The following is an 18,972-nucleotide window of genomic DNA, read 5'->3' on the forward strand; positions in this document are numbered from 1 at the left end:
TTTTTCGCGATGTCGCTCGACCTCGAGACCGCCGCCAGGGAGCGCGGCATCAAGTACTTCCTCGTCTCCTTCACCGACCTGTTCGGCACCCAGCGCGCCAAGCTGGTGCCGGCGGCGGCGATCGGGTCGGCCTGTCGCGACGGCGCGGGCTTTGCCGGCTTCGCTACCTGGCTCGACATGACCCCGGCCGATCCCGACCTCGTCGCGGTGCCGGATCCCGACGGCTTGATCCAGCTGCCCTGGAAGCCCGAGGTCGGCTGGCTGCCGGCCGATCTCGCGATGGCGAGCCGCCCCGTCGCGCAGGGGCCGCGCAACCTCCTCAAGCGCCTGATCGCCGAGGCCGCCCGCGACGGCCTGCAGATGAAGACCGGCGTCGAGTGCGAGTTCTTCCTCATCACGCCCGACGGCGCGGCCCCGGCCGACACCGCCGACCGGCAGATGAAGCCGTGCTACGACCAGTCCGCCCTGATGCGGCGCTACGACGTCGTCAGCGAGATCTCCGACGCGATGCTGGCGCTGGGCTGGAAGCCGTACCAGACCGACCACGAGGACGCGAACGGCCAGTTCGAGATGAACTGGGAGTACGACGACGCCCTCGTCACCGCCGACCGCCACACCTTCTTCAAGTACATGGCCCGCTCGATCGCCGAGAAGCACGGCCTGCGGGCGACGTTCATGCCAAAGCCCTTCGCCGACCTGACCGGCACGGGCTGCCACGCCCACGTCTCGCTGTGGCGCGGGGGCGAGAACGCCTTTTGCGACCGCAGCGACGCCGTCGGGCTGTCGCAGGCCGGCTACCACTTCATCGGCGGGCTGATCCACTCGGCCGAGGCCCTGGCCGCCATCACCAACCCGTGCGTGAATTCCTACAAGCGCCTCAACGCCCCGCGCACCGCCTCCGGGGCGACATGGGCGCCCAACACCGTGACCTATGCGGGCGACAACCGCACCCACATGATCCGCATTCCCGGCAGCGGCCGCTTCGAGTTCCGCCTCGCCGACGGGGCGGTGAACCCCTACTTGCTCCAGGCCGCGATCCTCGCCGCCGGCCTCGACGGGATGCGCCACCGCCGCGACCCCGGCCCGCGGCTCGACCTCAACATGTACACTCACGGCCACACGGTGGAGGGCGTGAAGCGCCTTCCGCTCAACCTCCTCGACGCGATGCGGGCGCTGGAGGGCAACGCCGTCCTGAGCGAGGCCCTGGGGGACTTCGTGCCGAGCTACCTGAAGCTCAAGCACGAGGAGTGGAGCGCCTATTGCCGCCACCTGACCCAGTGGGAACGGGATACGACGCTGGATTGCTGAGTCCGGGGCGCCGCCTCTCGGATGCCGCACGATCCGGCGCCATCTCGCGTCAGCCGCACGGCAGCGCACAGAGATTGCACATCGGCAGTCTGCAGCCGACCACGCTGGTTTCCTATGAAGCCGAGATCGATCCCGTCTTCGACGTCCGGGACGAGGCCGCGCTGAGAACGGTCGGCATGGACCGCGACGGCCTCGCGGACCCGGCCCGGCGCGACCGGATGCGGGCGCTGGGCGAGGCGCCGACGCAAGGCCTCGCGCGGCGACTCATGGGCGAGGGCTTCCACGGCCTCCCGGTTCGCAGCTTCGCACCCGGGGCGGGCGACCAGGACCCGAACCTCGTCCTGCGGCCTTGGGGCGATACCCGCACGCCTGACGCTGATCGATGACGAGGGGCGGCTTTCGCGGTAGGGCGCGGTCCGCTCGTTGCCTCGTCGATTCACCGTTCATCCGCTCCATGCAACGGATCGACGGAGGCGTGCATGCCGGTGCTCGTCGGTCGGACGGTCCGCAAGCGCCGCGATGCTCTGCGGGCGGCGGGCTTGCGCCCCATTCACCCATGTCGGCGAAGCGGGAGACGATCGGATCGTCCTTCGGCCGTCTCGAAGACGAGCGCCTGCTGGCGGTGACCCGCTCGCTGGCCATCGTCCTCGGCATGTCCTAGATTTGGCCCACGCCTCGGCAGTTGTTCGTCTCCCATCCCCCGGCTAGGACGGGGGCGGTCCCGCGCCGGCGGGCGATCACTCGCCGCGGATGGACGGGATGACGACGACAGACCGCGCCTCCAAGGACCGTCCCGAGCCGGCTCACCGGCCCGGCAGCCAGGCCGAGCGCTCGATGCGCACGCGCCAGCGCATCCTCGATGCCGCCCACGCGGTCTTCGTGCGCGAAGGGTTCGCCGGCGCCAAGATCGAGCACATCGCCGAGGCTGCCAACACCAACAAGCGCCTTGTCTACCACCATTTCGGCGGCAAGGACGAGCTGTTCCGGACGGTGCTCGAGACCGCCTACGCGGCGATGCGCCAGGCCGAGCAGGGTCTCGGCCTGGACCTGCTGGCGCCCCGGGACGCCGTCGACCGGCTGATCCGGTTCACCTGGACGTACTACCTCGAGCATGAGGACTTCATCTCGCTCGTCGCGACCGAGAACCTCTACAAGGCCGAGCACATCGCCGCCTCCGAGCACCTGCCGCGCCTGCGGTCGTCGCTGGTCGAGTTGATACGGGACATCGTGCGGCGCGGCGAGGCAAGCGGCGAGTTCCGCCCCGGCATCGACCCGGTGCAACTGTGGATCTCGATCGCGGCGATGTGCTGGTTCTCGGTCGCCAACAAGCACACCATCGCGGCGACTTTCGGTCCGGCGGCCGCGAACCCCGCGATCGGCGCCGATCGTCTCGCTCACATCCTCAGCGTGGTGCACGCCTTTCTCGCACCGGTGGTGGACAAACCCGCACCTTCGGATGCGATGCCCACTTGAGTAACGGGACCGTTACTGTTACCTTTCTTTGGGTGAGCCTACGAGCGAGCGGGGCGCGGCCCCGAACGGCTGGGCAGCTCTCCCGAGGAAAGCGACGCGGGATCCCCTCCCTGGGGTGATTTCGACAGTAGTCTCAGCCGGATTTTCGCGAGCAGCGAAAACCAGAGCGTGGCGTTTTTTACAAAAACATCAAATCCCGAGAAGTGCGCGTCCCGACAACCCCGTTTTCGCGAGGTGTTCGATGAGCCCTGTTATCCGGATCCTGTCCGGCGGCGCCCTTCTGCTCGGGCTGCTCGCCCGGCCCGCCGCCGCCGAGACCGTTAACCTGATGTCGTTCCCGGTGCTGTTCCAGGAGCGCTACACCAAGGCTGTGATCGCGCCGTTCGAGAAGGCCAATCCCGGCATCAAGGTCAGCTATTTCGGCCTGCCGAGCTCCGCCCAGATGCTCGGCACGCTGCGCGCCCAGAAGGCCGCGCCTCAGATCGACGTCGTGATCATGGACCTGGCGGTCTCGAAGGCCGGCACCGACGAGGGCCTGCTCGCCAAGCTCGACGAGGCCGAGATCCCGAACATGAAGGACTTGGTGCCCGAGGCACGCCGCCCGGAGCTCGCCGGGGTCGGCGTCACCTTCGACAACCTCGTGCTCCTCACCAACACCGACCTCGTCAAGGAACGCCCGGATTCCTGGTACGCCCTGCGCGACAAGGCCTATGCCGGACGGGTCGCGATTCCGGCGATGCCCGACATCGTCGGGCTGGCGCTGACGGTGATCCTCGACAAGGCGGAGGGCGGGCAAGATCCGCTGAAGACTGTCGACAAGGGCATCGCGGCTCTGGGCACCATCGCCCCGAACGTCCAGACCTGGGACCCGCGGCCGGAGGTCTACGCGCCGATCGTCTCGGGGCAGGCCGCGATCGGGGCCGGCTGGAACGCCCGGGCGCAGCTCAACCACGACATCTCCGGCGGCAAGCTCGCGGCCGTGCTGCCCAAGGAGGGCAGCGTCTTCCAGGCCAACACCATCAACCTGACGGCCAACAGCCCGAATGCCGCCGCCGCCAAGAAGTTCATCGACTACGCGCTGAGCGCCGAAGCCCAGAAGGCCTTCACCGAGGCGATGTTCTACGTCCCCTCGAACGCCAAGGCGCGGGCGGCGGTCTCGCCCGAGGCGATCGACCGCACGGCGCTCAAGCACGCCGACCGGATGATCCCCCTCGACTGGATCGCCATGGCCGGGCGGCGCGACGCGATCCTGGAACAGTGGCGCCGCCGCGTCATCCCGCTGAGCCGCTAGGGAGGCGTCGATGACCACAGACGCGCCCGGCCACCTCGCGATCCGCGGCCTGACGAAGCGCTACGGCGGCTTCACCGCCGTCGACGGCCTCGATCTCGACGTGGCCCGCGGCGAACTCCTCGCCTTCCTCGGCCCCTCGGGCTGCGGCAAGACCACGTCGCTCAGGATGGTGGCGGGGCTGGTGCCGGCGAGCGGCGGACGGATCGTCGTCGGCGGGCGCGACCTCACCGGCGTGCCGACCCACCGGCGCGACATGGGCCTGATGTTCCAGTCCTACGCCCTGTTCCCGCACCTCTCGGTCGCCCGCAACGTCGCCTTCGGGCTGGAGATGCGCGGCATCGGCCGGGCCGAGCGCGAGGCGCGGGTGCGCGAGGCGATCGCCCTCGTGCGCCTCACCGGCAAGGAGGAGCATCGCCCGGCCCAGCTCTCCGGCGGGCAGCAGCAGCGGGTGGCGCTCGCCCGCGCCCTGGTGATCCGGCCGCAGATCCTGCTTCTCGACGAGCCCCTGTCCAACCTCGACGCCAAGCTGCGCGACGAGATGCGGGTCGAGATCCGCGAGATCCAGCAGCGCCTCGGCATCACGGCGATCTTCGTCACCCACGACCAGGTCGAGGCGCTGACGATGTGCGACAAGGTGGCGGTGATGAATGGCGGGCGGCTCGAGCAGCTCGGCACCCCCCTCGACCTCTACGAGCGTCCCGCGACCCCCTTCGTCGCTCGCTTCGTCGGCCGCATCAACCAGTTCCGGGCCCGCGCCGCCGGCGGCACCGTCAGCCTCGGCGAGGCGCGCATCACCGGGGCGGGGCCGGCCGAGGGACCGGTCGAGGTGATGATCCGGCCCCACCGCATCGCCCTGTCCCCGGTCTCGGCCCCGGCCGAGACGTCCGACGCGCCCCTCAACACCGTCGCCGGGACCGTGGCGCGCACCACCTTCGCGGGCGACGTGCTGCACTACGAGGTCGCGGTCGGCGACGCCATGCTCTGCGTCGAGGAGGCGACGCGCTCCCATGCCGGGCCGGTGGCGCCGGGTACTCCGGTGCGGCTGTCGTGGCGGCCGGACGATACCCTGCTGTTCGCAGCCGCCGCGTGAGACGAGAGGATGCGCCCGTGACCGCCGCGCTCGCCGTGCCGCCCCCCGACATGCCGAACCCGAGGCGCCTGCCCGCCGGCCCGGCGCTGCTGGCGGCGATCGTCGCCGTCAACCTGCTCGGCTTCGTCGCGCCGGTGCTCAACCTGCTGCGCCTGTCCTTCCTCAAGGTCGACGCGATCGGCACCCTGCGGCAGAGCTTCGACCTGTCGAGCTGGCGCGCGATCCTCACCGACGGGTTCTACGCCGAACTCCTCGTCGACAGCGTGCGCACCTGTGCGCTCATCACCGGGCTCACCCTGGTCCTGAGCTACCCGATCGCGCTGCTGATCCACCGCTGCCGCGGCACGGTCCGCACCCTGCTCCTCGTGCTCGTCATCACCCCGCTCCTGACCTCGGCGGTGGTGCGCACCTATGGCTGGGTCGCGCTGCTCTACGACCAGGGACTCGTCAACGGCGTGCTGATGGCGCTCGGGATGTCGGCCCCCTTGCGGCTGATGTTCAACACGGTGGGCGTGGTGATCGGGCTCACCGAGATCCTGATGCCCTACATGATCCTGTCGCTGCTCGCCGGCTTCGGGCGCCTCGATCCGCGTTGCGAGGAGGCGGCGACGACGCTCGGTGCCTCGCCGCTGCGCACCTTCCTGCGGGTCGTGCTGCCGCTCACCCTGCCGGGGATCGCGCTCGGCTGCCTGCTCACCTTCGTGCTGGCGCTCAGCTCCTTCATCACCCCGAAGCTGCTGGGCGGCGGCCGGGTCTTCCTGCTCGCCACCGAGATTTACGACCAGGCGATGGTCACCCTGAACTGGCCGCTCGCCGCCGCCCTGTCGATCGTCATCCTGGCGATGTTCGGCCTCGCCCTCGTCCTCTACGGCCGCCTCGTGCGCAAGATCGGGTAACGAAGGAGCGGATGACCATGGACGAGCGCAAGGTGTCCCCCGGCCTGGTTCTGCTCGCGGTGCCGCTGCTGGCCTTCCTGCTGGCGCCGGTGCTGATCACGATCCCGATCTCGTTCAGCGCCGATCCCTACCTGTCCTTCCCGCCCTCCGGCTGGAGCCTGCGCTGGTACCGCGCCGCGTTCTCCGGCGGTGCGGTGCTCGACGCCTTCGCGACCAGCGTGATCCTGGCGCTGATCGTCACCGCGCTCAGCCTGCTGACCGCCCTGCCGGCGGCGGTCGCGCTCGTGCGGCTGCGCTGGGGGTGGGTCAGCGCCCTCGAGGGCTTCCTCACCGCTCCGCTGCTGCTGCCGGCGATCGTGCTCGGTCTCGCGATCCTGATCGTGTTCGCGCCGCTCGGGCTGCTGGCCACCTTCCCGGGCCTCGTCGCCGCCCATCTGGTGGTGACGCTGCCGTACGCCCTGCGGGTCCTCTCGACCGCGCTCGCCGCGGCGCCGCTCGCGGCCGAGGAGGCGGCGGCCACGCTCGGCGCCTCGCCCCTGCGCGTGTTCTGGCGCGTGACCCTGCCGGCGATCCGCCCGGGGCTCGCGGCCTCGGCCGCGCTCTGCTTCCTCGTTTCCTTCGACGAGGTGGTGATCTCGCTCTTCCTCACCGGGCCGCGCCTGACGACCCTGCCGGTCTGGATGTTCCACCACGTCGAGAACGAGGCCGACCCGCTCGTCGCCGCGGTCTCGGTGCTGCTCATCGCGCTCACGGTGATGATCGTGCTGGTGGTCGATCGCACCGCCGGGTTGTCGCGGACCTTCGTGAAGTAGGGGAGGGGGCCCCGAGCCCACTTCCCTAGAGATAAAAGTAACGGAAACGGTACTGTTACATTCGATTTGAGAGGAGCGATCATGGCCGCCGCCCGGCTTCGTGTAGCCTCCGACGTCGGAGGCACCTTCACGGACAGCATCGCCTACGACGAGGCGAGCCGCCGCATCAGCGTCTCCAAGGTGCCGACGACGCCCGGCAACCGCGCGCTGGGCACGGTGGCGGGCCTGAAGCGGGCGGTCGCCGCGCAGGGTCTCTCCGGCGCCGAGATCGCCTATGTCGGCCACGGCATGACCACGGCGACGAACGCGGTGATCCAGCGCAAGGGCGGCCGCACCGCCTTCGTCACCAACCGGGGGTTTCGCGACCTCCTGCTGATCGGCCGCCAGGACCGCCCGAGCCTGTTCGATCTCGACGACGTCCGGCCGCCGCCGCTGGTGCCGCAGGAGCTGTGCTACACCGCCGCCGGCCGCATCGATGCCGCCGGCCGTGAGATCGAGCCGCTCTCGCTCGCCGACCTCGAAGCGGCGGCCGCCGACATGCGGGCACGGGGCGTCGAGGCGGTCGCCGTGACGTTCCTGCATTCCTACGCCAACCCGGCGCACGAGCGCGCCGCCAAGGCCCTGCTGGAGCGCCTCCTGCCCGGCGTGCCGGTCTGCGCCTCGACCGAGATCGTCGCCGAATTCCGCGAGTTCGAGCGCGCCTCGACCGCGGTGCTCAACGCCTATCTGCGCCCGATCATGGAAACCTATCTCGGCTCCCTGGCGGGTCTGCTCGCGGACCGGGAGGACGGCCTCGGATTGCCCGAGACCAGCCCCGTGATGGTGATCGAGGCCTCGGGCGGCCTGATGACCCTCGATTCGGCCCGCGAGAAGCCGGTCCACACCGTGCTGTCGGGGCCCGCCGGCGGGGTGGTGGGCAGCGCCCACGTCGCCGGGCTCGCCGGCATCCGCGACATCGTCACGATGGATATCGGCGGCACCTCGACCGACATCAGCCTGATCCGCGAGGGGAAGCCGATCCTCACCCGACAGGCCCGGCTCGAGACGGTGCCGATCCGCCTGCCGGTGATCGACATCAACGCCATCGGGGCCGGGGGCGGATCCATCGCCTGGATCGACGACGGCGGCGCCCTGCGGGTCGGTCCGATGAGCGCCGAGGCGGTGCCGGGCCCGGCCGCTTACGGCCGCGGCGGGACCCGCCCGACCGTCACCGACGCCAACCTGGTGCTCGGCCGGTTCGGCGCCGACACGAGGCTCGGCGGCGACCTGACCCTCGACCTCGCGGCGGCGCGGGCGGCGGTCGCGACGATCGCCGCGCCGCTCGGCCTCGACGTCGTCGCGGCGGCGGCCGGCATCCTGCGGGTGGCGCACGCCACCATCGTGCGCGGCATCCGGGTGGTATCGGTGGAGCGCGGGCTCGACCCGCGGGACTTCGCCCTGGTGCCGTTCGGCGGTGCCGGGCCGATGCACGGCACCCCGGTCGCCCGCGACCTGGCGATCCCCCGCCTCCTGGTCCCGCCGACCCCCGGCATCCTGTGCGCGCTCGGCCAGCTCGTGTCGGACCTGCGCCACGACCTCGTCGAGACGCATGTCGGCGCCCACGCGGACTTCGCAGCCGAGCGGGCGGCCGGGATCGTCGCGGCGCTGACCGCTCGCGGCGACGCGCTACTCGCCGCCGACACGGTCCCGCCGGACCGGCGGACCGTCTCCGCCTTCGTCGACATGCGCTACGTCGGCCAGAGCTACGAGCTGCCGATCGCACTTCCCGCGCGCCTCGACGAGGTGGACTGGGCGGGCGTGCCGGCCCGCTTCCACGACGCCCACCGCGCGCGGTTCGGCCATGCGGACGCGTCCGCCCCCGTCGAGTGCGTCAGCTTCGGCGTCACCGCGGTCGGGCGGATCGACACCCCGGTCCTGCCGGTCCTGGAGGAGGGCGGGGCGGTGCCCCCGCCGGAGGCACGGACCGGCTCGCGCCCAGTCTATTTCGAGGCGCTGTCGCGAACCGACATCCCGGGCTTCCACGACGCACCGGTCTTCGCCCGCGCCGCGCTCCGCGCCGGCAACGTCGTCGAGGGCCCGGCGGTGATCGAGGAGGTCTCGGCCACCACCATCCTCTACCCGGGCGACCGCGCCGTCGCCGACGCGTCCGGCAGCCTGATCGTGGAGATGCCCGCATGACCGTCGATCCGATCACCCTCGAGGTGCTGCGCAACGCCCTGGAGGCGGTGGCGCAGGAGATGGGCGCGGTGCTCAAGCTCACCGCCTTCTCGCCGAACATCAAGGAGCGCATGGACGCCTCGACGGCGATCTTCGACGCCCGCGCCCAGCTCGTCGCCCAGGCCGAGCACGTCCCGGTCCATCTCGGCGCGATGATGCGGGCGATGCCGGCGATCCTCGCCCGCTCCGGGCCGCTCGAAGCCGGCGACGTGATCGTCGTCAACGATCCCTTCGTCGGCGGTGCCCACCTGCCGGACATCACCCTGGTGGCGCCGGTCCATGTCCGAGACGCGCAACACGGCGACCGGCTCGTCGGCTACCTCGCCTGCCGCGCCCACCATTCCGACGTCGGCGGGATGGAGCCCGGCTCGATGCCCGGCCGCTCGACCGAGGTGTTCCAGGAGGGCCTGATCATCCCGCCGGTGCGCCTGGTGCGCGCAGGCGCCGAGCAGGCCGACGTGATGGCGCTGATCCTCGCCAATGTCCGCACGCCGGAGGAGCGCCGCGGCGACCTCAACGCCCAGCTCGCCTGCCTCCGGGTCGGCGCACGCCGCCTCGCCGAGATCGCCGGGCGCTACGGCGCCGACACGCTCGTCGCCGGGTTCGACGCGATCCTCGACTATTCCGAGAGGCGGATGCGGCGCCGCCTCGCCGAGCTGCCGCCCGGAACCTACCTGGCCGAGGATCGCCTCGACGACGACGGCACCTCGGACGAGCCGGTGCCGATCCGGGTCTCCGTCACGGTCTCGCCGGAGCGGCTGATCCTCGACTTCGCCGGTACGGCGCCGCAGCGCGCCGGCAACGTCAACGCGGTCGCCCCGATGGCGCAATCGGCCGCCTTCTTCGCCGTGAAGGTGCTGACCGACCCGACCCTGCCGCCGAATGCCGGGGTGCTGCGGGCGATCGAGATCCGCATCCCGGAAGGCAGCGTCCTCGACGCCCGCCACCCGGCGGCGGTCTGCGCCGGCAACACCGAGACGACGCAACGGGTCTGCGACACGGTGCTGCGCGCCTTCGCGCAGGTCGCGCCCGATCGCATCCCGGCGGCGAGCCAGGGCACCATGAACCTGATCGGCATCGGCGGACGCGATCCACGCACCGGCCGATCCTACACCTACATCGAGACGATCTGCGGCGGGCAGGGCGGGCGCCCGCGCGGACCGGGCATGGATGCGGTCCAGGTCAACATGACCAACACGCTCAACACGCCGGTCGAATCGCTCGAGATCGCCTATCCCCTGCGGGTCGAGCGCTACGAGCTCCGCGACGTGCCGGGCGGGGGCGGCCTGCATCCGGGCGGGCGCGGCGTCGTGCGTGCGCTGCGGGTCCTCGATCACGAGGCCCGGGTCTCGCTCCAGACCGACCGGCGCCGCCACGCGCCCTACGGCCTGCACGGCGGCGAGGACGGGCGGCCCGGCATCAACCGCCTGGTCGACCGGAACGGCGCGGCCCGGACCGTACCGGGCAAGGGCTCGCACGGCGTGGGCGCCGACGAGATGGTGATCGTGGAGACCCCCTGCGGGGGCGGATGGGGAGCGCCGTGATGACGGGCATGACGAGCGGCATAGAACGGGGCGGCGTGCGGGTCGCCGCCGATATCGGCGGCACCTTCACGGACGTCGCGCTGATCCATCCGGACGGGCGCATCGCCACCCGCAAGGTGCCATCGACCCCGGCGGATTACGCGGGCGGCGTCGTCGAGGGCATCCGCCAGATCCTGGCGGCGGAGGGCGTGCCGGTCGGCGCGGTGTCGGAGGTGCTGCACGCCTGCACGGTCGCCACCAACGCGATCCTGGAGGGCAAGGGCGCGAAGACCGGCCTCATCACCACGGCGGGGTTTCGCGACGTGCTGGAGCTGCGCCGCATCCGCGTGCCGCGGCTCTACGACCCGCTCTACCGCAAGCCCCCCGTGCTGGTGCCGCGCTCCTTGCGTCTCGAGGTCGACGAGCGGCTCGACTTCGCCGGCCGGGTGCTCGAACCTCTCGACGAGGGAAGCGTGATCCGGGCGATCGACCGGCTCACCGCCGAGGGCGTCCAGGCGGTCGCGGTCTGCCTGCTGCATTCCTACGCCAACCCGGAGCACGAGCGGCGCATCGGCGTACTCCTGCGCGAGCGCCTGCCCGACGCCTTCGTGTCGCTCTCGGTCGACGTGCTGCCGGAGATGCGCGAATACGAGCGCACCTCGACCACGGTGATCAACGCCTATGTCGGACCGGCGGTGCGGGCCTACCTCGAATCGCTCGTCGCCCGGCTCGCCGCCGAGGGGCTGCCCGAGCGCTTGTTCATGATGCACTCGGCCGGCGGCATCGTCGATGCCCGCACGGTGATGCGCCGCCCGGCCCAGATCGTCGAGTGCGGTCCGGCCGCCGGGGTGCTCGGCGCCCGTCATCGCGGCGCTGCGGCGGGATACCGTGACGTGATCTCCTTCGACATGGGCGGCACCACCGCCAAGGCATCGCTGATCGAGAACGGTGCGCTCTCGCGCACCGACGAGTACGAGGTCGGCGGCGGCATCTCGCTCTCGTCCAAGCTGTCGAAGGGCGGCGGCTACGCCCTCAAGCTGCCGGTGATCGACATCTCGGAGGTCGGGGCCGGCGGCGGCTCGATCGTCTGGATCGACAAGGCCGGGGCGCTGAAGGTCGGGCCGCATTCCGCCGGCGCCGTGCCGGGCCCGGCCTGCTACGAGGCCGGCGGCACCGCCCCGACCGTCACCGACGCCAACGTCGTCCTCGGCTACCTCAACCCGCGGGCGCTCGCCGGCGGCAGCGTGCCGATCAGCGCCGCGGCGAGCCGGCGGGCGCTCGGCGAGAGCGTGGCCGAGCCCCTCGGCCTGTCCCTCGACGAGGCCGCCCACGGCGTGCACGAACTCGTCACGACCGTGATGACCCGGGCGGTGAAGAGCGTCTCGACCTATCGCGGGCGCGACCCGCGCGACTTCGCGCTGCTCGCCTTCGGGGGCAATGGCGGCATCCACGCGGCGTCCCTCGCCCGGGCGCTCGGCATCACCCGGATCGTGGTGCCGCCGGGAGCCGGCGTGTTCAGCGCGCTCGGCCTCCTCTACGCCGAGGTCGAGACCGGCGCCTCCGTCGCGCATCCGCGCCGCCTCGACGCCGCCGAGCCCCACGCCCTGGAGGCTGCCTACGAAACCCTGGAGGAGCAGGTCCTCGCCGAGCTCGGCGAGACGCGGCAGCGGCTGGTCCTCACCCGCGCCGCCGACCTGCGCTATGCCGGCCAGGCCTTCGAGCTGACCCTCGACCTCGACGCGGGCCGCGACCTCGCCCAGGCGGCGCGGCTGTTTTCCGAGGCGCACCGGCGCAGCTACGGCTACGACCTGCCGGGGAACCCGATCGAGATCGTCACCCTGCGGGTGACCGGGCGGCTGCCCCGGGACGCATCGGCGCCGGGCCACGGCCGCGCCGTGGCGACGCCCCAGGAGACCCGGCGGGTCTATTTCGGGCGCGACCTCGGCGCCCACGACACCCCGGTGATCGGCCGGGCCAACCTCGGCCCGGTCCCGCGCCCCGGCCCCCTCGTGGTCGAGGAGTACGAGGGCACGACCCTGGTGCCACCCGGATGCACCGCCTGCCTCGATCCCGACGGCAACATCCTGATCGCGCTCGGAGCCGCCGCGGCCGGCACCGCGCGGAACCCAGCCCAGCGGAGCCCCACCCATGCGTGACATCGACCCGATCCGCCTCGAGGTGATGAAGAACGCCTTCGACACCATCGCGGACGAGATGGCCCTGATCCTGATGCGGGCCGCCCACTCGCCGATCGTGCGCGACTCGATGGACTTCTCGACCGCGCTCTGCGACCCCGAGGGGCAAACCCTGGCGCAAGGCGTGACGACGCCGATGCATCTCGGCTCGTTCTACGACGCCATGCGCCACCTGATCACGCGCTACGCCGGCGACGTGCACGAAGGCGACACCTTCATCGGGAACGATCCCTACGCTGCGGCCGGCCAGCACCTGCCCGACTTCTACATCGTGCAGCCGATCTTCCTGTCCGGGCGCCTCGTCGGCTGGGCCACCACGGTCGCTCACCACGCCGATGTCGGCGGCATCGTCCCGGGCTCGAACGCGCTCGGGGCGACCGAGATCATCCAGGAGGGGATCCGGGTGCCCTTCCTCAAGCTCGAGGAGCGCGGCCGGCCGGACGCCAAGCTGTGGGAGATGCTGCGCCTGAACGTGCGGGTGCCCGACCAGCTCACCGGCGACCTCAACGCCCAGATCGCCGCCTGCGCCGCCGCCCGGCGCGGCCTGACCGAGCTGATGACCCGCTACTCGGTCGAGGAGGTGCTGGCCTATGCCGAGGAACTGCACGACTACACCGAGCGCCTGACCCGGGCCGAGATCCGCGAGATTCCCGACGGGACCTACCGCTTCACCGACCACATCGACGGCCTCGGCGAGACCCCTGAGCCGATCGTATTCCAGGTCGCCGTGACGGTGGCGGGCGACGCGATCACGATCGACTGGGAGGGCACCTCGGCCCAGGTCGAGGGCGGGGTCAACACGCCTTTGCCCTTCACCAAGGCGGGGGTCTACACGGCGCTGCGCTCGATCATGGGCTCCGAGCTGCCGAACTGCCACGGCTTCACCCGGGCGGTGACGGTCACGGCGCCCCTCGGTACCGTGGTGAACGCGGTCTACCCGGCGCCGACCGGCGCGCGCGGCATCACCGGCTACCGCATCATCGACTGCGTGATCGCGGCGCTCGCCCCGGTCCTGCCCGACCGCGTCACGGCGGACGGTCCGGGCGGCGCCTCCGTGCCGGCGATCGGCGGCTGGCACGACGGGCGCCCGTTCGTGTTCTCCGAGACCCTGATGGGCTGCTGGGGCGCGGCACGGGGCCATGACGGCCAGGAGGGCGTGCCGCATATGGGCGCCAACCAGGCCAACGTGCCGGTCGAGCTGATCGAGGCCAATTTCCCGATCCGGGTCCGGCGCTACGGCATCGCCCCGGATACGGGAGGCCCCGGGCGCCAGCGCGGCGGCCACGCGCTCCTGCGCGAATACGAGTTTCTGGGCGAGAGCGGCGTCCTCACCCTGCGGTCGGACAAGCGCGATTTCCCCCCGCACGGGCTCGACGGAGGAGAGGCCGGCAGCGGACCGGTCAACCGCGTGCTCTCGGGCGATGCCGAGCGCACCCTGCCGGTTCTGGTGACGGTTCCGGTCCGGCTGCGCCGCGGCGACATCTTCCTCCACGTCACGCCCTCCGGCGGCGGCTGGGGCGATCCTCTCACCCGTGACCCCGCCCTGGTGCTTCAGGACGTGATTGACGAAAAGGTGAGCAGGGCGGCGGCGCGAGCCCGGTACGGCGTGGTGATCGCCGGCGAGGACCGCCCATGCCTCGACCTCGCGGCGACGGCGGCCTTACGCCGGGAGGGGGGTCGGATGGCGTGAGAGAAGCGGCCATCCGCCTCGCGAAAGCCGTGCCGCGCGTGCGACCCGCCAAGGAATCACACCGTCAGCGACGGCCCGCGCCGTCGCCGGGGCAGCCGTTCGCACGGCTGCGTCGCGGGAGGCACGGAGCACGATCTCGTTGGTGCCCTGGATGGCGACGACGCCCGTCCTGAGGAGGCACCACGGACGACGCCATGTTCGATGACCCGAGCCGCAGCCTCGAGCAGGCTGCGGCGAGACCGTGCCGAGCCTGCGCGTCCACGTCCCTCGCAAGGTCGACGTTGCGGCGATCAGGAAGGCATTCGATCTCTCGCTTCGTCGACGAGCGGCACTCTGCGGTCGGATGACGGGACGACCCTGTCGCTGTTCGCCTTTACCAACGCCGAGCCAAGAGCCGGTGGTCGCCAAGGCCGTGAACAGTCCGGCGCAGGACGGCATCCAGGCGATCGCGCCGCGTGGTGATCGGCCCCCACGGGGGTTGGACGTCACCTTCCGCACCAACATCCACGCGATGTTCTACCTGACCAAGGCGGCGGTGCCGCACATGCGGCCGGGCGCGGCGATCATCAACACGACGTCGATCAACGCCGACGCGCCGCGCCCGCACTTGCTCGCCTACGCCACCACCAAGGGGGCGATCCGGAACTTCACCGGCGGCCTGGCGCAGCTGCTCGCCGAGGAGATCCGGGTGAATTGCGTCGCCCCCGGCCCGGTCTGGACCCCGCCGATCCCCTCGACCATGCCCGAGGAGAAGCTGCGCCAGTTCGGCTCGCAGGCGCCGATGAAGCGCCCCGGCCAGCCGGTCGACCTCAGCCCCATCTAAATGTCTCTCACAAAACTCCCGATCACCGCCTCGGCTTGCTGTGGCAGCGACATTGCAGCGGGAGTTTTGTGAGGTGCACTAAGTGATGCTGGCCAGCGAGGAGGCGAGCTACGTCTCGGGCGCCACCGCGGCGGTAACCAACGGCAAGCCGATGATCTGACGGCGCGCCGCCCCGGCGAAGACACCCCGGAGCGGCGGGCTCGGCTCTATGCGGCTGCGAGCGACACCCGGAAGAGCGTCCGCCCGGTCTCGTCGCGGACGTTCATGGCGAGGGCGGCGCCGGCGGAGCGGGCCGGGTCGAGGGAGCACGAGCGCAGGGCCTGGACGGCCTCGGCATGGGCGGCGCCGGCATCGATCAGCACGACGCCGATCGTGTCGCGGGCGTCCCAGGTTCCGGCTTCGAGGTCGAAGAAGTAGCGGTGCACGGCGTGTCCTCCCTGCTCGCCCCGGTCTTGCCGGGCCCCACGACAATCGGCCTTACGCAGGCTAAGCCTTGCCTAGCAAAGTTCGGGCCGCCCCGGAGCGGCCCACGAGACCGGTCGATTCGGCGCGGCTCTTGCGTCACCCTAGCCCGCCAGCGGGAAGGGACTCAAGCCGTGCGCTACACTTTAGGTTGTCGTCTCTCCTACGAGGTCGAGACGGAGACGGTTTTCATCTTCAACCTGGAGGTCGCACGGCTGGCGCGCCACGGCGACCTCTCGGAGACGCTGCGGCTCTCCCCGGATCTCGCCCTGCGCCGACACGAGGCGCCGGAGACCGGCAACCGCTACGTCGCCGTCACGGTGCCGCCCGGCCGCTTCAGCCTCGACTACGAGGCCGCCGTGACGCTCGATCCCCACCGGGCCGACCCCGCCGGGATCGGCGAGACGCCGGTGAAGGACCTGCCGCTCGCCATCCTGCCCTACCTGCTGCCGAGCCGCTTCGTCTCCTCCGATCGCCTCGCGGCCTTCGCCGAGGCGGAGTTCGGCGACGTCCCCCCGGGCTTCGAGCGGGTGAACCGGATCTGCAACTGGATCCACGACCACATCGCCTACGTGCGCGGCGCCAGCGACGAGGAGACCACCGCCGACGAGACGCTGCTGAAACGGGCCGGGGTGTGCCGCGATTTCGCGCATCTCGGGGCCGCGTTCTGCCGGGCGCTCGGCATCCCGGCCCGTTTCGTCAGCTGCTACGCCTACGGCCTCGTGCCGTGCGACTTCCACGCGGTGTTCGAGGCCTATCTCGACGGGCGCTGGTGGCTGTTCGACGCCACGCGGCAGGCCAATCTCGACGGGCTGGTGCGGATCGGCGTCGGGCGGGACGCGGCCGAGATCGCCTTCTCGACGCCCTTCGGCGAGATGAGCCCGACCGGCATGGAGATCCGCATCGAGCGGGCCGACGGCGCGCCGGAGACGGGCGAGCGCACGGTCGCGGCGATCTCGACCGCCGAGGAGGGCCCTGACGCCGGGGGCGGCCTGCGCTAGGTTCCACCCCGGGAGGCCCCGCATGAGCTACCGCCACGTCGTCGGACCCCGGACCTTCGTCTTTTCCGACCTCGCCGAGCTGATGGCGAAGGCGACCCCGCCGCGCTCCGGCGACCGGCTGGCGGGGCTCGCGGCGGAAAGCGCCGAGGAATGCGTCGCGGCGCGCTGGTGCCTCGCCGAGGTGCCACTCGCCGAGATCCTGGCCCGGCCGCTGATCCCCTACGAGGCCGACGACGTGACGCGGCTGATCCTCGACACCCACGACGCGGCGGCCTTCGCGCGGATCGGACACCTGACCGTCGGCGATTTCCGCGAGTTCCTGCTCACCGCCCCGTCCGAGACCCTGGCGGCGATCGCCCCCGGGGTGACGCCGGAGATCGCCGCCGCGGTCTCGAAGATCATGCGCAACCAGGACCTGATCCTGGTCGCCCGCAAGGCCCGGGTGGTCACCCGCCTGCGCAACACCATCGGGCTCCCCGGCACGATGGCGGTGCGCCTCCAGCCCAACCATCCGAGCGACGATCCCGCCGGCATCGCCGCGGCGATCCTTGACGGGCTGGCCTATGGCTGCGGCGATGCCTGCATCGGCATCAACCCGGTCTCGGATTCGGTGCAGGGGCTCGCCGGCCTGCTGCACCTCCTGTCCGAGACGATCGAGCGCTTCGACATCCCGACCCAGGGCTGCGTGCTCACCCACGTCACCACGACGCTGGAGGCGATGAACCGCGGCGTGCCGGTCGACCTCGTCTTCCAGTCGATCGCCGGCACGCAGGCCGCCAACGCGTCGTTCGGGGTCACCCTGCCGCTCCTCAGGGAAGCGCACGAGGCGGCCCTGGGGCAGAGGCGCGGGACCCTGGGCGACAACGTGATGTATTTCGAGACCGGCCAGGGCTCGGCGCTCTCGGCGAACGCCCATCACGGCATCGACCAGCAGACCCTGGAGGCCCGGGCCTACGCGGTGGCCCGCGCCTTCCGGCCGCTCCTCGTCAACACGGTGGTGGGCTTCATCGGGCCGGAATACCTCTACGACGGCAAGGAGATCATCCGGGCCGGGCTGGAGGACCATTTCTGCGGCAAGCTGATGGGCGTGCCGCTCGGCGTCGACGTCTGCTACACCAACCACGCCGAGGCCGACCAGGACGACATGGACACGCTGCTGACGCTGCTCGGCACCGCCGGGGTGACCTACGTCATGGGCATTCCCGGCGCCGACGACGTGATGCTGAACTACCAGTCGACCTCGTTCCACGACCAGCTCTACCTGCGCGAGGTGACGGGCCTGAAGCGCGCGCCGGAATTCGCCGCCTGGCTCGCCCGGATGGGCCTGACCGACGCCGACGGCGCGCTGCGGCCCGGCGGCGGGGCGCCGCTGCTCTCGGGGATCGCCGCGTGAGCCGCGACGACGAGGCGGCGAGGGCCTGGCGGCGCCTCGCCGCCCTGACCCCGGCCCGGATCGCCCTCGGCCGTGCCGGGTCCGGCCTGCCGACCCGGGAGGTGCTGCGCTTCTCCCTCGCCCATGCCCAGGCCCGCGACGCGGTCCACGCGCCCCTCGACGTCGAGGCGGTGCGGGGGGCGATCGCGGCGCTCGGCTTCGAGACGCTGGTGGCGGCCTCGGCCGCGCCGGACAGGGCGACCTACCTGCGCCGGCCCGATCTCGGGCGGCGCCTCGACGAGGCCTCGGCGGCGGCGCTCGCGGCGGCGGCGAGCGATCCGGTCGACCTCGCCCTCGTGGTGGCGGACGGCCTGTCGGCCCGCGCGGTCCACGAGGGGGCGGTGCCGCTGCTGGCGGCGCTCCAGCCGGCGCTCGCCGGCGCCGGGTTGCGCCTCGCCCCGGTGGTCGTCGCGACGCAGAGCCGGGTCGCGCTCGGCGACGCGGTCGGCGCGCTGCTCAAGGCCCGCGCCGTCGCGGTGCTGATCGGCGAACGGCCCGGCCTGTCCTCGCCCGACAGCCTCGGCGTCTACCTTACCTTCGGCCCGCGCCCCGGCCGCACCGACGCCGAGCGCAACTGCCTGTCGAACGTGCGCGCCGCCGGGCTCGCGCCGGACCTCGCGGCGTTCAAGCTGTCCTGGCTGATCGACCAGGCGCTGACCCGGGAGCTGACCGGCGTGGCGCTCAAGGACGAGAGCGACCGGCTGATCGAGGGACCGGCGGAGCGGCAGTCGCTGGGGCGGTGAGGCGGTGTCGCGTGAG

Annotated in this window: 15 protein-coding genes and 1 pseudogene; 15 read left to right on the top strand and 1 reads right to left on the bottom strand. The window is 71.8% G+C overall.

Annotated features, from left to right (window positions below; all coding sequences use genetic code 11):
- Positions 1–9: 9 nt before the first annotated feature.
- The 12 genes and pseudogenes from glnT to HPY23_RS00120 all read left to right on the top strand — a co-directional run.
- Positions 10–1,308, top strand: coding sequence for a type III glutamate--ammonia ligase (gene glnT, locus HPY23_RS00065; protein ID WP_060846282.1), 1,299 nt, complete (start codon positions 10–12; stop codon positions 1,306–1,308).
- On the top strand, positions 1,302–1,694 hold the full coding sequence (locus tag HPY23_RS00070; protein WP_334318835.1) for an RES domain-containing protein: 393 nt from the start codon (positions 1,302–1,304) through the stop codon (positions 1,692–1,694). Before glnT ends, HPY23_RS00070 begins: the two co-directional genes overlap by 7 nt.
- Before the next feature lie 373 nt (positions 1,695–2,067).
- Positions 2,068–2,781, top strand: coding sequence for a TetR/AcrR family transcriptional regulator (locus tag HPY23_RS00075; RefSeq protein WP_175539965.1), 714 nt, complete (start codon positions 2,068–2,070; stop codon positions 2,779–2,781).
- Between the two features lie 241 nt (positions 2,782–3,022).
- A complete protein-coding gene (locus tag HPY23_RS00080; protein ID WP_091886895.1) occupies positions 3,023–4,072 on the top strand; it encodes an ABC transporter substrate-binding protein in 1,050 nt (349 codons plus the stop codon).
- Between the two features lie 10 nt (positions 4,073–4,082).
- On the top strand, positions 4,083–5,162 hold the full coding sequence (locus HPY23_RS00085) for an ABC transporter ATP-binding protein (RefSeq protein ID WP_200601864.1): 1,080 nt from the start codon (positions 4,083–4,085) through the stop codon (positions 5,160–5,162).
- Positions 5,163–5,179: 17 nt separating this feature from the next.
- Positions 5,180–6,058, top strand: a complete 879-nt coding sequence (locus tag HPY23_RS00090) for an ABC transporter permease (RefSeq protein WP_244537583.1) — start codon at positions 5,180–5,182, stop codon at positions 6,056–6,058.
- A 17-nt stretch (positions 6,059–6,075) separates the two neighbouring features.
- Positions 6,076–6,870, top strand: coding sequence for an ABC transporter permease (locus tag HPY23_RS00095; protein ID WP_091887052.1), 795 nt, complete (start codon positions 6,076–6,078; stop codon positions 6,868–6,870).
- An 81-nt stretch (positions 6,871–6,951) separates the two neighbouring features.
- Complete coding sequence (locus HPY23_RS00100) at positions 6,952–9,048, top strand: hydantoinase/oxoprolinase family protein (RefSeq protein WP_091886902.1); 2,097 nt, start codon at positions 6,952–6,954, stop codon at positions 9,046–9,048.
- Positions 9,045–10,631, top strand: coding sequence for a hydantoinase B/oxoprolinase family protein (locus tag HPY23_RS00105; protein WP_091886905.1), 1,587 nt, complete (start codon positions 9,045–9,047; stop codon positions 10,629–10,631). The genes HPY23_RS00100 and HPY23_RS00105 overlap by 4 nt, the downstream gene beginning before the upstream one ends.
- On the top strand, positions 10,631–12,766 hold the full coding sequence (locus tag HPY23_RS00110) for a hydantoinase/oxoprolinase family protein (protein ID WP_236012788.1): 2,136 nt from the start codon (positions 10,631–10,633) through the stop codon (positions 12,764–12,766). The genes HPY23_RS00105 and HPY23_RS00110 overlap by 1 nt, the downstream gene beginning before the upstream one ends.
- Complete coding sequence (locus HPY23_RS00115) at positions 12,759–14,495, top strand: hydantoinase B/oxoprolinase family protein (RefSeq protein WP_091886908.1); 1,737 nt, start codon at positions 12,759–12,761, stop codon at positions 14,493–14,495. Before HPY23_RS00110 ends, HPY23_RS00115 begins: the two co-directional genes overlap by 8 nt.
- 487 nt (positions 14,496–14,982) lie before the next feature.
- Positions 14,983–15,478, top strand: a pseudogene (locus HPY23_RS00120) (SDR family oxidoreductase); the annotation flags it as partial.
- 46 nt (positions 15,479–15,524) lie between these two features.
- Here HPY23_RS00120 and HPY23_RS00125 read toward each other — a convergent pair.
- Positions 15,525–15,743 (bottom strand): DUF6894 family protein, encoded by a 219-nt coding sequence (locus HPY23_RS00125; RefSeq protein WP_091886911.1) that lies wholly within the window; start codon positions 15,741–15,743, stop codon positions 15,525–15,527.
- A 171-nt stretch (positions 15,744–15,914) separates the two neighbouring features.
- On the opposite strand from HPY23_RS00125, the gene HPY23_RS00130 reads away from it, so the two are divergent.
- The 3 genes from HPY23_RS00130 to eutC are packed head-to-tail and all read left to right on the top strand — an operon-like array spanning position 15,915 to position 18,956.
- Positions 15,915–16,781 (top strand): transglutaminase-like domain-containing protein, encoded by an 867-nt coding sequence (locus tag HPY23_RS00130; RefSeq protein ID WP_060846217.1) that lies wholly within the window; start codon positions 15,915–15,917, stop codon positions 16,779–16,781.
- A gap of 22 nt (positions 16,782–16,803) precedes the next feature.
- Positions 16,804–18,174: an ethanolamine ammonia-lyase subunit EutB gene (locus HPY23_RS00135; RefSeq protein ID WP_091886914.1), complete on the top strand. Its 1,371-nt coding sequence runs from the start codon at positions 16,804–16,806 to the stop codon at positions 18,172–18,174.
- The gene (eutC, locus tag HPY23_RS00140; RefSeq protein ID WP_091886917.1) at positions 18,171–18,956 is read left to right on the top strand and encodes an ethanolamine ammonia-lyase subunit EutC; all 786 of its coding nucleotides are present in this window, start codon (positions 18,171–18,173) and stop codon (positions 18,954–18,956) included. Before HPY23_RS00135 ends, eutC begins: the two co-directional genes overlap by 4 nt.
- Positions 18,957–18,972: the final 16 nt, after the last annotated feature.

It is taken from the genome of Methylobacterium ajmalii (assembly GCF_016613415.1).
Lineage (GTDB): Bacteria > Pseudomonadota > Alphaproteobacteria > Rhizobiales > Beijerinckiaceae > Methylobacterium > Methylobacterium ajmalii.